The 13098-nt window shown below is 63.6% G+C and carries 15 protein-coding genes; 6 read left to right on the top strand and 9 right to left on the bottom strand.

The window, feature by feature from the left end; all coding sequences use genetic code 11:
* Positions 1–946: IS701 family transposase (locus tag VGV37_RS13495; protein WP_422652893.1), on the top strand; the 946-nt coding region annotated here is incomplete at its 5' end.
* A gap of 247 nt (positions 947–1193) precedes the next feature.
* On the opposite strand, the gene VGV37_RS13490 is transcribed toward VGV37_RS13495, so the two are convergent.
* The 6 genes from VGV37_RS13490 to VGV37_RS13465 all read right to left on the bottom strand — a co-directional run bounded on the left by VGV37_RS13490 (position 1194) and on the right by VGV37_RS13465 (position 5907).
* Positions 1194–1337 carry a hypothetical protein gene (locus VGV37_RS13490; protein ID WP_326880206.1) on the bottom strand — a complete coding sequence of 48 codons (144 nt, stop codon included), beginning with the start codon at positions 1335–1337 and terminating at the stop codon, positions 1194–1196.
* Between the two features lie 203 nt (positions 1338–1540).
* Positions 1541–2863, bottom strand: coding sequence for an MFS transporter (locus VGV37_RS13485; RefSeq protein ID WP_326880205.1), 1323 nt, complete (start codon positions 2861–2863; stop codon positions 1541–1543).
* An 83-nt stretch (positions 2864–2946) separates the two neighbouring features.
* The gene (locus VGV37_RS13480; protein WP_326880204.1) at positions 2947–3804 is read right to left on the bottom strand and encodes a shikimate dehydrogenase; all 858 of its coding nucleotides are present in this window, start codon (positions 3802–3804) and stop codon (positions 2947–2949) included.
* A 61-nt stretch (positions 3805–3865) separates the two neighbouring features.
* Complete coding sequence (gene aroQ / locus VGV37_RS13475; protein ID WP_326880203.1) at positions 3866–4315, bottom strand: type II 3-dehydroquinate dehydratase; 450 nt, start codon at positions 4313–4315, stop codon at positions 3866–3868.
* 60 nt (positions 4316–4375) lie between these two features.
* The gene (locus VGV37_RS13470; protein WP_326880202.1) at positions 4376–5146 is read right to left on the bottom strand and encodes a sugar phosphate isomerase/epimerase; all 771 of its coding nucleotides are present in this window, start codon (positions 5144–5146) and stop codon (positions 4376–4378) included.
* Between the two features lie 44 nt (positions 5147–5190).
* Entirely contained in the window at positions 5191–5907 is a 717-nt protein-coding gene (locus VGV37_RS13465) for a GntR family transcriptional regulator (protein ID WP_326880200.1), read from the bottom strand.
* 434 nt (positions 5908–6341) lie between these two features.
* Between VGV37_RS13465 and VGV37_RS13460 the strand changes: the two genes are divergently transcribed.
* Together VGV37_RS13460 and hpaH are read left to right on the top strand one after the other, a co-directional pair.
* Positions 6342–7235, top strand: a complete 894-nt coding sequence (locus VGV37_RS13460) for a dioxygenase (protein ID WP_326880199.1) — start codon at positions 6342–6344, stop codon at positions 7233–7235.
* A 12-nt stretch (positions 7236–7247) separates the two neighbouring features.
* Positions 7248–8030 (top strand): 2-oxo-hept-4-ene-1,7-dioate hydratase, encoded by a 783-nt coding sequence (gene hpaH, locus VGV37_RS13455; protein WP_326880198.1) that lies wholly within the window; start codon positions 7248–7250, stop codon positions 8028–8030.
* Between the two features lie 187 nt (positions 8031–8217).
* On the opposite strand, the gene VGV37_RS13450 is transcribed toward hpaH, so the two are convergent.
* The 3 genes from VGV37_RS13450 to VGV37_RS13440 all read right to left on the bottom strand — a co-directional run bounded on the left by VGV37_RS13450 (position 8218) and on the right by VGV37_RS13440 (position 10710).
* Complete coding sequence (locus VGV37_RS13450) at positions 8218–9090, bottom strand: DMT family transporter (RefSeq protein ID WP_326880197.1); 873 nt, start codon at positions 9088–9090, stop codon at positions 8218–8220.
* Positions 9091–9157: 67 nt separating this feature from the next.
* Positions 9158–9916, bottom strand: a complete 759-nt coding sequence (locus VGV37_RS13445; protein ID WP_326880196.1) for an IclR family transcriptional regulator — start codon at positions 9914–9916, stop codon at positions 9158–9160.
* Positions 9916–10710, bottom strand: a complete 795-nt coding sequence (locus VGV37_RS13440) for an IclR family transcriptional regulator (RefSeq protein ID WP_326880195.1) — start codon at positions 10708–10710, stop codon at positions 9916–9918. The genes VGV37_RS13445 and VGV37_RS13440 overlap by 1 nt, the downstream gene beginning before the upstream one ends.
* A gap of 183 nt (positions 10711–10893) precedes the next feature.
* Between VGV37_RS13440 and VGV37_RS13435 the strand changes: the two genes are divergently transcribed.
* From VGV37_RS13435 to VGV37_RS13425, 3 genes are all read left to right on the top strand, one after another.
* Positions 10894–11721 (top strand): shikimate dehydrogenase, encoded by an 828-nt coding sequence (locus tag VGV37_RS13435; protein WP_326880194.1) that lies wholly within the window; start codon positions 10894–10896, stop codon positions 11719–11721.
* A 62-nt stretch (positions 11722–11783) separates the two neighbouring features.
* Positions 11784–12452, top strand: a complete 669-nt coding sequence (locus tag VGV37_RS13430; RefSeq protein ID WP_326880193.1) for an amino acid ABC transporter permease — start codon at positions 11784–11786, stop codon at positions 12450–12452.
* A gap of 10 nt (positions 12453–12462) precedes the next feature.
* On the top strand, positions 12463–13098 hold a 636-nt coding region (locus VGV37_RS13425; RefSeq protein WP_326880192.1), incomplete at its 3' end, for an amino acid ABC transporter permease.

The raw sequence follows: 13098 nt of genomic DNA, 5'->3' as shown, positions 1-13098 counted from the left end.
GCTGCTCTTGCCAGGAGAGCGCAAGAGCGTGGAGCCGATCGCGGCAGTGACGGCGCCGGTTCGGGTGGCGGCGCAACACCAGTCGCTGCTGCACTTTGTCGGCAACGCGCCGTGGTCGGACGAGCGGGTCTTGGCTCGTGTTCGTGAACTGGTTCTGCCGCCGATCGAGCGGAGCGTGTCGATCGAGGCCTGGATCATCGACGACACGGGCTTTCCGAAGAAGGGCCGGCATTCGGTCGGGGTGGCACGGCAGTATTGCGGGCAACTCGGCAAGCAGGACAACTGCCAGGTCGCGGTCACGCGGTCGGTCGCGAACCACGCGGCCAGCCTGCCGGTGGCGTATCGGCTCTATCTGCCGGAAGACTGGGCGGCGGACCCTGTCCGGCGGTCCAAGGCCGGCGTGCCGCAGGATGTCTCCTTCCAGACCAAGCCCGAGATTGCGCTCGACCAGATCCGCGCCGCTCTTGCGGCCGAAGTTCCCAAGGGCGTCGTGCTGATGGATGCGGGCTACGGCGCGGATACGGCCCTGCGCACCGAGATTACGTCGCTGGATCTTGCTTATGTCGCGGGTATCCAGCCGCAAACGAGCGTCTGGGCGAGACGATCACCTGGCGCGAGGGCTCGGCCGACTGGCTTGTCTCGCGCTATGCCCGGGTTCGGGTCCGCGCTGCCCACCGCGACGAGAAGCTCCGGGAGCCCAGGGCCGAGGAATGGCTCCTGGTCGAATGGCCGGAGGGCGAGGCCGAGCCGACCAAGTATTGGCTCTCTACCCTGCCGGCCGACATCCCCTTCGCCGAACTCGTCGACCTCACCAAGCTGCGCTGGCGGATCGAGCGCGACTATCAAGAACTCAAGCAAGAACTCGGCCTTGGCCACTACGAAGGGCGCGGCTGGCGAGGCTTCCATCATCACGCGACACTGTGCATCGCCGCCGACGGATTCCTGATCTCCGAACGGGAGACAATTCCCCCTCAGGACCGGGTCCCGCCCCGAAGCTCCAAAAACCTCCCGTTCCCGACGGTTGACCGACCCCGAGGCGCCACCATTCCGGCCCGAACGGCACATTCCGAACTCGATCGCGGCCCTCAGACGGCGCCTCACCATCGCCCTCATCAAGAGCCTCGACCGATGTCCGTGCTGCCACGCCCGGCGGAACTCGCAAACCATCCTGCGTTGTTTATGACGCAGTAAGACTAGCAGGTTGCGGAAAAGTCGAAGCTGAAGGCCGGACCGCCTTCCCGCGTTGCGGCATCGAGAATTTCGACCACCATACCGGCCGGCTTGCCATCAACCATGCCGCAGAACGGCATGGACTCGTTGCCCAGGACCTTGAACATCGGATGCCTGCCCCGCCGTCGCAATCAAGCTCAGCATCATGCCGGCCGGGAAATTGGCGATTTTCATTTGATCCTCCCCCCAGGAGCGATTATGCCGACCCGCCCGACGGTTCCAAACCACCGCCGGGCAGGCCGATTGCCTTCGACCTGAAAAGTTACCGCATCCTTCAGGTTCTCTCTAAGCGCGAGTGATCCTCGGGCCATCAGGCCATTTCGATCCGCTTCACGTCGCCCAGGATGAAGATGTAGGACAGCGCGCCGACCAGGGCCACGCCACCGACGAACAGCAGCGCGTCGACGAAGGAACCGGTCGAGCTGACGATGAAGCCGATGACCAGCGGCGTCACGATGCCGGCCAGGTTCGCCATCAGGTTAAACACGCCGCCGGTCAAGCCCATGTAGTTGCGCGGCGCGATGTCGGAGATCAGCGTCCAGCCCAGGCCGACCATGCCCTGGCCGAAGAAGGCGACCGACAGGATGGCGATGACGGTGGCGTCGCCATCGACATAGTTGGCAGTGATGATGGTCGAGGCTAGCAGCAGGCCGGTGATGATCGGCCCCTTGCGGGCGATATTGGCCGAGCCCGTGCGGCGCAGGAGCCAGTCGGATACGATGCCCCCCAGCATGACGCCGATCGCGGCGGCGATGAACGGCATGACCGCGAAGAAGCCGACCTTGATCCAGCCCATGTGCCGCTCGGTCGCGAGATATGTCGGGAACCAGGTCAGGAAGAACACGAGGGTCGAATTGCCGGCGAACTGCCCCAGGCAAGCGCCGATCATCTGGCGCTGCTTCAAGAGCGTGCCGATCTGGGACCAGGCGAAGCCCGAACTCTTGTCGGCCGAGGGTTTGGCCAGGCCGCCGCCGGCGGCGATATAGTCGAGTTCCTCGCGATTGACGGTCGTGCTGTCCTGCGGCTCGCGATAGCGCACCCACCAGACCAGGCCGAACAGGATGCCGGCGGCGCCCACCACATAGAACAGCGAGCGCCAGCCGAACTCGGCCAGCAGCCAGAACAGGGCCGGGCTCAAGAACGCGAGGCCGATATATTCGCCGACCGTGTAAGTGCCGGTCGCGAACGCCCGCTCCTGCTGCGGAAACCAGGTGCCGACGACACGGCTGTTGGTCGGAAAGCACGGCGCCTCCGACACGCCCAAACCGAAGCGAAAGCCCAGCAGCGTCCCAATCCCGCCGGCGAAGCCCTGCAACAGGGTGAAGAACGACCAGAAGGTGATCGACAGGAAATAGGTCGTCTTGGACCCGAACTTATCGAGGAAGATACCCCCCGGGATCTGGAAGGCAGCATAGGTCCAGGAGAAGGCCGAGAACACCAGGCCCATCGCCGCGGCGTCGATGCCCAACTCCTTGGTCATGGTCGGCGCCGCGATGCCCAGCACCGTGCGGTCCAGATAATTGATCATGGTTCCGACCGCGAGCAGGGCCAGGATGCCCCAGCGGGCGCGTGTGGGCTGACCGGCTCGCGTTGCCGCGCGAGGCGGCGATGCTGCGACTGTTTCATTGCTCATGTACGTAGCTCCCTGTCAGCTTTTCGTTACATATCCCGGACAATTCGCGTCGGGCTGCCTTCTACTTCTATGAGCGCCGTCGCTCACCCCATGGTCGAGAAGTGCCGTAACATCCGTTCCGCATCCGGGGCGACTCCGGTGAATAGTCGAAACGCCTCCACAGCCTGGAACACGGCCATTCCGCCCCCATTCAGCGTCCGACAGCCAAGGGCTCGGCCCATTCGAAGCAGGTCGGTTTCCAAGGGGAAATAGACGATCTCCGCAATCCACAGGCCCGGCCGCAGCAATTCGAATGGAAGCGGCAGGCCTGGATGGTTGGCCATGCCGGTGGGCGTGCAATGGACGAGACCGTCCGCGGCCGCCAGCGCCGTCGTGAGATTCTCTCCCGCCTCGACACGGCCGGCCCCGAACCGCGTGGCGAGATCCGCAGCCAAGCGGCGGGCGCGATCCGGATCTACGTCGAAGATCACCAGATGGTCGGTCCCAAGCGTCAGGGCCGCATGGGCGACCGCGGCCCCGGCGCCGCCGGCGCCAAGCTGCACGACCCGATCGCGCTTCACGTCCGGCAGGCCACGGCGGAAGTTTTCCGCAAAGCCCCACCAGTCGGTGTTGTGGCCGATGCGGCGGCCATCCCTCAGGACGACCGTATTGACCGCGCCCAGCGCGCTTGCGTCCGGCGACAGCTCGTCGAGCAACGATATGATCAGCTGTTTGCACGGATGCGTGATGTTGAGCCCCGCGAAACCCATCCGCTCGGCCGCCTGCAACAATTCAGGCAAGGCGTCAGCCTGAAGAAGCAGCTGGTCCAGATCGATGAGCTTGTAGATCACGCGCAAACCCTGCTCGGCACCTTCGCGCTCGTGCAGCGCAGGCGTCCGTGATGCCTGGATGCCCGATCCGATCAGGCCGAGCAGAAGCGATGGGCTGGTGCTATCGATCATTGGAAACTCCAGTCCCCTACGGCGGTCGTTTCGAATCGGCCCGCCGGGCCGATGTTTCGGACTATGGCTTGTCTTCGTCGATCAAGCGGGCGAGGCGCTGCAGGGCGAGCGGATAGCCCTGGGTGCCGAAGCCGGCAATCACGCCGGAAGCGACCAGCGAGACATAGGAATGGTGGCGGAATTCCTCGCGCTTATGCACGTTCGAGATATGCACCTCGATGATCGGGAACTCGCAGGTATTGAGCGCGTCCAGGATCGCGACCGAGGTATGCGTGAAGGCCGCCGGGTTGATGACGATGCCGGCGGCGCTCTCTCGCGCCTCGTGGATCCAGTCGATCAGCTGGAATTCGGCATTGCTCTGGTGAAACTTGAGTTCCAGCCCGAGGTCGCGAGCCGTGTGTCGGCATTCAGCCTCGACGTCGGCCAGCGTCTCATAGCCATAAATCGCCGGCTGGCGTTTGCCGAGCAGGTTGAGGTTCGGTCCGTTCAGAACATAGACGAGACGACTCACTTGATATCCTCCCTTGATTCGGTACGCGGCGGTGTCGCCCGCTCTTTGCTAGGGGTTGGCCTAGCGGCAAGTCCCGAACCAGCGTTTGGTAGCCACGAAGATCCGTTGTGCTCGATCCTCCGGCGGCACATCGCCGCTCATCGGCACCTCGACCGACAGGGTCGTGTCCTGCGGCAATTCCTCGAGAAGGGCCTGAAGCGGAAGCGCCCCCTCCCCTGGCGGCAGCCGGCCGGCCCGTGCTTCCTGGATGATGGCGTCCATGGAGATTGGACGCGCCGGCGGCGCGTCGCAGAATTGCGCGCTCCGGATCAGCGCCGGTGAGACGTCCCGCAGATCAGACGGCACGCCGCCGGTGCGCGCGAGATGCAGCGCATCCACAAGCACCCCGCCATTCGGTCGTCCGGCCGCCGCGACCACGCTTGCCGCATCGGATAGGTTCGCGACCTGACGCCAGGCCATGCATTCCAAATCGACGCCGATATCGAAACCGGCGGCAAGATCGCAGAGTTCGGCGAAACTCGCGACAAGACGCGACCGATCGGGATCGTCACCACAGACACTGAGGCGCCGAGCGCCGAGAAGGCTTGCGGATTCCAGGATTGGCGCCAAGTCGTCGGACACGAAATCCGCCGCGATCGTCACGAACTCGATATCGTCGACACGGACTCCGTCGCCGTCGATCCGCCGCCACATCTCGCGCATCTGGTCGCTGCCGGGGGCGATCCCGTAGCAGGGCGAACCCGGAAATGCCGGATGCAGACGCAGGCCGACCGAGGCATAGCCGATCTTGGCCGCCAGCCGCAGCAGGTCGATCGGCGGCAGTTCCAGCACGGTGAAATGGGCAAGCCCGAGCGGCGGATCTTCCTGCGCGAGCTTCATCCCTGCACCGGTGGCGCCGATGCAAAGCGCTCCGCGAGGTGATTGCGCAGATTCGTGCCGGTACGTTGGATATGGTCGCGGAGACGACCGCAGGCGAACTCCATATCGCGGGCGACCGCGCCCTCGGCGATCTCGCTATGCTCGGCGCCGACATTCCGGTCACCCGGACGGGTCTGGAGGAAAATCCGCCGGTAGCGGTCATTCAAATTATGCAGCACGCGGCAGAACGACAGGAGCTGCGGCATGCGGCAACCAGCGATTAGACTAAGATGGAAGGTGCTATGGGCCTCCTCCCATTGTTCGAAGCTTCCCGGCCGCGCCGGATCGCGGATCGTTCGATTCAGTCGGTGCAGCGCTCGGATCACGTCGCCCTCCCAATTGAGATCGCCGGCCGAGATGGCGTTGCGCAACGCAAGGCATTCGAACTCGGTCCGGAGTTGGGTGATCTCCATGAGGTTGGCGAGCGACACCGGCGCTACCCGGTAGCCCCTGTTGTCTTCGAATTCGACCAGCCCATCGGCGATGAGCCGTGCCAGTGCCTCCCGAAGCGGGCTCAGGCTGACGTCGAACTGCTCGCGAGTTCGATCCAAGTTGATCTTCGCGCCCGGCTTAAGATCGCCGCTCAGAATGGCCTCGCGCAGTCGATGAACGAGCCGGCTGGCGATCGTATTCTTCTTGTGGTCGCCGTCAGCCGTTGGGGTTTCCAGAAGCATCGCGCTCATTCCGAATTAGGAGGTGATCTTCCGATCATATCTCTGCGCGATCGCCGTCCCGCCATCGTCGAAGAACTTTGGGATTAGCCATAGATCCTCACCCATCGCTTGAGTGCCTTAAGCCGGCACTCCTTTAATAATCGATTATTTGTATGTGAGTCGATTTATGCCGTCAAGGAGTTTGCGAAATCTCGATGCATTGCGATCTTGAGGCTCTGCCAAAAGCGTTCTCCGAGAGCCCAGGAGCACAATGCACTATCATCTAATATATTGAAAAATCGCATTTATTAGACTCTACTGCTATAGAAATTTAAACCCGCCTTCTCTCCCGCGCCTTCGAGCGCGTTTAACTCTACCATCGGGAATTACCTAAAAAAATCGCTTATTGACAGATCATCGATTATCTCTGAATCCTGAAATGGGAGGAAACGCTGATGATCATCCAGCGCCAAGAAGAGGTGACCGATGCCGTTCTGGCCGTCATGGAACGGACGGGCGATTCCCGTCTGCGCCAGATCATGGTCTCGCTGATCCGCCATCTGCATGGCTTCGTGCGCGACGTGCGCCTGACCGAGGCCGAGTTCCGCGAGGCGACCGCGATCCTGAACGAGATGGGCAAACTCACCAGCGACACCCATAACGAGATGGTGCTGATGGCGGGTTCGCTCGGCATCTCGTCGCTGGTCTGCCTGCTGAATAACGGCGACAACGGCACGACCGAGACCTCGCAGTCCTTGCTGGGACCGTTCTGGCGCCTGGATTCGCCACGAGTCGAGAATGGCGGCACGATCGTGCGGTCCGAGACGCCGGGGCCGATCCTGTTCGTGACCATGCGGGTGCAGGACCAGGCGGGAAAGCCGGTCGAGGACGCCGAGGTCGATATCTGGCATTCCTCGCCGGTCGGGCTCTATGAAAACCAGGATCCGGACCAGGCCGATATGAACCTGCGCGGCAAGTTCACCACCGAAGCGGATGGCCGGTTCTGGTTCCGCTCGGTCAAACCCTTGGGCTATCCGATCCCAACGGACGGGGTTGTCGGCCGGCTACTCGCCGTCCAGGACCGCCATCCGTACCGGCCGGCCCATGTTCATGCCCTGGTGTTCAAACCGGGCTTCAAAGTGCTGACGTCCCAGGTTTATGCCGATGACGATCCGAGACTGGAAAGCGACGTGCAGTTCGGTGTGACCCGCGCGCTGGTTGGCCGGTTCGAGCGGCATGACGCGCCGCACCCGAGCGAGCCTGGGATCGAGGCGCCTTGGTACACGCTCGACTACACATTCACGCTGGAGTCCGGCGAAGCCCGGCTGCCCAGACCCCCGATCAAGTAATGGAGTGATGCCATGCTGACCGACGAGGAGCGCCGCCGAGGCGCCGCCGACCTGACGCGCGCCGAGACCGAGCGCGTCGCCATCCCGCAATTGAGCCGGACCTTTCCGAATATCGAGATCGCCGACGCCTATGTCATTCAGCGGCTGTGGGCCGAGGGCCGCATAGCCAAGGGCGCCCGCCAGATCGGCCATAAGATCGGTCTGACCTCGCGCGCCATGCAGATGGCGTCCAAAATGACCGAGCCCGACTACGGCCATCTGCTCGATGACATGCTCTACAACGACGGCGCCCAGATCCGGGCCGACCGCTTCCTGGCGCCGCGGCTGGAGGTCGAGTTGGCCTTCGTCATGGGCGAGGACCTGAAGGGTTCCGGCAAGCGCATCTACGACGTCATGCGCGCGACAGAGTTCATCGTGCCGGCGCTCGAAATCATCGACTATCGGACCGAGGTGCCGCGCGCCATCACCGACACGATCGCCGACAATGCGGCCTCGGGCGGCATGGTCGTCGGTGGTCGCACGATCCGCCCGATGGATGTGGATATCCGCTGGGTCGGCGCCACCCTGTCGAAGAACGGCATCATCGAGGAATCCGGCGTCTCGGCTGCGATCATGGGCCATCCCGCCGCCGGCGTGGCCTGGCTGGTCAACAAGCTGGCGGATCAGGATATCGGGCTGGAACGGGGTCAGATCGTGCTGGCCGGCTCCTTCACGCGGCCCGTTTCGGTCGCGGCCGGCGACGTCATCCATGCGGATTACGGCCCGCTGGGCGCTATCGGCGTCTCGTTCGTCTAACGGTCATTCATATCTGCACCCCAGCGGCACAGCGCTTACACAGCAAAGCCCGCGCAAGGAGTTAATCCTGCGCGGGCTTTGATCAGATGTCGCACAGAAGCGAGTTATAACGAAACTTGTTGCGGGGACCCGCCCCCGAATCTGACACTCTGGTGCGCAATCTCGCGAGGTCGAGTTCGCGCTTCTCCTATGGTTGCTCGACCGTCGCAATAAGACCCGCCGAACCCGGCTGATTGCCAGATCGAACCGCAATAATGAAGACGCCAACCAGCGTGATGGCGCCGCCCACGAGCATGCGCGGCGTGAACGCGTCGCCGGTGATGAGCACGCCCAGAACGATCGTCATGACGGAATGCAGCAGCATCAGCGAGACGACCTGGTTTGCCTCGTATTTCTGCACCAGCCGATAATACATCGTGTGGGAGAAGATCGAGACGATCAGGGCGGAGGCGGCGATGGCAGCTACGAACGGCCAGCCAGCGCCGATTGCGGCGTCGATCGGATGATGTTCGACGGCCGCGCTCAGGACGGCCAACAACGGAACCGCACCCAGGCTGCCCCACGCCTGAACGCGCAGCGGATGCACGGGTGCGATCTTCTTCAGGAAGATCGCACCGAGCGCGCTCGACAGCGCCGATGCCGCGGTGAAGATCAGCCCGAACGACATACCCATCGTGTGCGGGTCCCATAACAGAATGATCACCCCGCCGAACGACAACGCGATGCCGAGACCGCGCTTCCAGCGGATCCGCTCGCCGAGGATGATGATCGAGAGGATGGTCGCCATGGGGACGGAAAGTTGCAGGACGACCGCTACCGTGGATGGTGTCGCGAACTCCAGCCCTATGAAATTGAGCGCGAAGCCGCCGCCACCGAGCAGGACGCCGACGGCGATCATCAGTCCGACGTTGCGCGGAATCGGACGAAGCATAGGCAGCAGGAGGGCCGCGATCGCGATCGATCGGGCCAGCGAGTAGAAGATCGGCGGAATGCCGAGGTTCGTCACGACCAGCCGGCTCACGATCTGATTGGCGGCCCAAATTAAGCAGACGAGCAGCACCAGGCCGATGTCGCGTGTTTTCATGGAGATCTGCGCCAGCTACGTCGGCATCGCGTATGAACACGCTTCAAGGTCCCTTGAACAGCGGAGAGGAACTGGCCGCCGCACCCAGTTCGGCGGCACTCGCCAGCAGCCAAGGCACGAATTCCTGGATGCGGTCCGGCGTCATCCGGATCGTCGGCCCGGCGACGCTGACCGTTCCGATCGGATTGCCCGTGGCGCCCCGCCGGATCGGGGCCGCGACGGCCGAGGTCCCGGCCTCGTAGCTCTCGGAGACCATGGCGTACCCTTGGGCGCGGGCGACGGCGACGTCATGGATCAAAGCGTCGATCGCGCCGGCAGCATCTGGGGCACTCTTCTCGATCAGGACGCGGGCCTGACGTTCGTCGAGGCAGGATAGCCAGGCGCGGCCATTGGCCGTCGCCGGCAAATGCACTTCGGCGTCGGTGTCGGGATTGTAGAGCAGCCCGCTTCGGGCGCCCTGGGATTTGGCAACCCAGGTCAGGCTGTCGGCCTCGATGACCGCCAGTCTCACAAGCTCGCCCGTCCGCTTCGCCAGATCGTCGAGGATCGGCTGGACCAGATCGGTCACCCCCGTGGCGCCCAGATAGGCCAGGCCTAAGGCAGGAAGCTTGACCCGCAGGCGGAACAGGTCCGCCTTGCCGGTGCCGCCGTGGACATAGCCGCTCTCGATGAGCCCAGAGAGCAGGCGTTGCGTCGCAGCGAAGGGAATATCGAGCCGATCCGCAACCTCATGGGCCGACAGGCCCCAAGTGTGATGGGACAGCAGTTCGAGGATCGAGATCGCCCGGTTGCGACTGGACATCATCGCACTGCCGCAGAGGGGGCTTGTTCGAAGATCGCCAACTCGCTGCCGGCCTCGGCGATTTCAGCGGCACTGGCGAACAGGGTTGGTGCCAGGGAATCCATATGCTCGTCGGTCATACGCAATAACGGTCCGGCGATGCTGAGCGTGCCGATCGCCCTGCGCGTACCGGGTCGGAAGATCGGTGCCGCCATGGCCGAGGTCCCGGCGACATAGGTCTCGGAGATCTTCGCGAAGCCCCGGGCTCTCGTCGCTTCGACATATTTGAGGATGTCGCGCAGCGTCTTCGGCGCGGTCGGCCCATCGATCGGCCGGTTGTACCCCTGCTTGGCCACGAGTTGCAGCGCTTCCTCTTCGTCCAGGCAGGATAGCCAGGCGTGCCCGTTCGAGGTCGCCGCGAGATACACTTCCGGACCCTCGTCCTGGTGATAGAGCAGGCCCCGTCGAGCGCCCTGGGCCTTGGCGACGCGCAGCAGCCTTTCCCCGTCTACCACAGCCAGCACGATGAGTTCCCCGGTCCGCTCCGCCAGCCGATCGAGGATGGGCTGGATCTCTGCCGTCACGCCGGCAGCGCCCAGAAAAGTGAAGCCGAACGCCACGACCTTGGCGGTCAAGCGATAGGTGCCACCTTCATATTCCTGGCGGACGTAGCCCTCCTCCCGCAGGTCGGCCAAGAGCCGATGCGTGGCGCTGCGCGGGATCGACAGCTCGTCGGCAATCGCCGAGAGCGGCAACCCCAGGGCGTTCTTCGAGAGGAGCTCGATGATCGATATCGCGCGGTCGGGGGTGTGCATCGCGTCATCCTGTCCGGTTAGGCCATCTCAAAACGAGCTCCGGAGGATTGAAATTTATTCCATTTGGAACGCTATGTCACCCGGTTGACAAAACTGGAATTGATTCCATAATTGCACAAATTCCAGTTTTGAAAATGGAACGCGGGCCTTGGGCAACATTTTCTGGCAGTCACGGTGGTGAGCATGGTTCAGAGTCCTCAGGGCGAGGCCTTTCGGGTGCCCTGTCCGAGCGGTGCCACTCGCCTTTTTGCCGTGATCGGGCATCCCGTCGCCCAGGTACAGGCGCCTGCCCTGATGAACCGCCTGTTCGTCGATCGGATGGTCGACGCGGTGCTTGTGCCGATCGAGGTGGCGCCGGCGGATTTCCCCGTGATGATCGAAGGGCTGAAGCGTATCGCGAACCTGGACGGCATCCTGGTCACCGTCCCGTATAAGTTCGTGGCGTGCGATCACGCAGATCACCTGGACGAAGCGGCAAGGCTGGCGGGCTCGGCGAACGCGCTGCGCCGCGAGGCCGACGGCAGCTGGACGGCCGATAATTTCGACGGCGTCGGTTTCGTCCAAGGGCTGGTGGGCGCAGGCCATGACCCGAGAGAGAAGGTCGTGAGCCTGGTCGGCGCGGGCGGCGCCGGCACCTCCATCGCGCCCGCCTTGCTGGCCTGTGGCGCGCGTCTGCTCGTGCTATCTGATGTCTCGGCGGAACGCGCCATGCAGTTGGCCGGACGGCTCGAAGTGGAATGGCCCAGACGCGTCCGCGTCGCCTCGGCACCGGCCGCGGCCGAAAGCGACATCCTGATCAACGCCACGCCGGTCGGCTTGCGCGCGGAAGATCCGCTGCCGTTCGGCCTCGACGGTGTCCGCGCAGACGCCGTCGTCGCCGACATCATCATGAAGCCGGCAGAAACGCGTCTGCTGAAAGCAGCACTCGCCCGGGGCCTGCGTGTCCATCCCGGCATCCACATGCTGAGCGAACAGATCGAGCTCTATCGACGATTCTTCCGGATCCCATAGGGACACGGGACCGAAAGCAACGGACGAGGCGGACAGGCCATCGCCGGACGAAGGGAGGAAGAATGACCTACAAGTTCGATTTTGCCGCCCTGGCACCCTATTGGGAGATGTTTCTCCGCGGGTGCTGGCAAACGATCAGCTTGGCCGCGATCGCCGTCGGCCTCGGCCTCGTCATCGGCATCGTCGCGATGCTGGCCAAGCGGAGCCCGATCCGGGCGGTCCGGCTGTTCGCGACCTCCTACATCGAGGTCATCCGGAACACACCGTTCCTCGTCCAGGTCATGTTCATCTTCTTCGGCCTGCCGACGCTGGGCATAAGCCTCAGCCCCTGGACCGCGGCGATCCTGGCCTTGAGTCTCAATTGCGGGGCGTTCGCCGCCGAGATTATCCGGGGCGGCGTCGAAGCGATTTCCAAAGGCCAGGTCGAGGCGGGGACAGCACTCGGACTGAAGCCCTTGCAGATCTTCCGCTTCATCGTCCTCAAGCCGGCGCTGCGCATCATTTTCCCGGCGCTGTCCGGACAATTCATTCTGGCCCTGTTGACGACCAGCATCGTCTCCTCGATTTCGGCAGAGGAGTTGGCGTCGATCTCACAGTCGATCGATGCGGAAACCTTCAGAAGCTTCGAGGTCTATGCCGTCGCGACCGGCCTGTATTTCGGGCTTTCGTTGATCTTCTCAACCGCCTTCAAGGCGATCAACCGGATCTATTTCTCTTATCCGGTCAGGTGAGGTCAGGCTCATGATCCGCCTCTTCGGCCCCAACGAAGTCCTGTTCATCCTGGCCGGCATCCAATGGACCCTGCTGCTATCGCTGATCGCCTTCATCGGCGGCGGTGTTTTCGGGCTGATCATCGCGCTCAGCCGCACCTCGACGCTGGCGCCGCTTCGCCGGGTCGCCGCGGGCTACATCGATTTCTTCCAGGGGACGCCGCTGCTGATGCAGCTGTTCCTGGTATTCTACGGCATGCCGGTCTTCGGCGTGAAGGTCAGCCCATGGACCGCGGTGACCATCGGCCTGACCCTGCACGCGAGCGCGTTCCTGGGCGAGATCTGGCGGGGCGGCATCCAGGCCGTGCCACGGGGGCAGAGCGAGGCGGCCCGGGCGCTCGGGCTGCGCTATGCCTCCCGCATGCGGGACATCGTCCTGCCACAGGCGCTGCGCCTATCCGTCGCGCCGACGGTCGGGTTCCTGGTGCAGCTCATCAAGGGCACGTCGCTCGCCTCGATCGTCGGTTTCGTCGAGCTGTCGCGCTCGGCCCAGATCGTCGCCAGCACGACCTATAAGCCGCTGCTCGCCTATGGCCTCGCGGCTCTTCTCTACTTCGTCATCTGCTTTCCCTTGTCGCGCTTCAGCCTGCGTCTGGAGCAGCGCTTT

The sequence above is a fragment of the Aliidongia sp. genome (assembly GCF_035943795.1).
Classification (GTDB): Bacteria; Pseudomonadota; Alphaproteobacteria; order ATCC43930; family CGMCC-115725; genus Aliidongia.
Note: the sequence above shows the minus strand (reverse complement) of the source record. Positions and strands in the feature narration are given on the sequence as shown.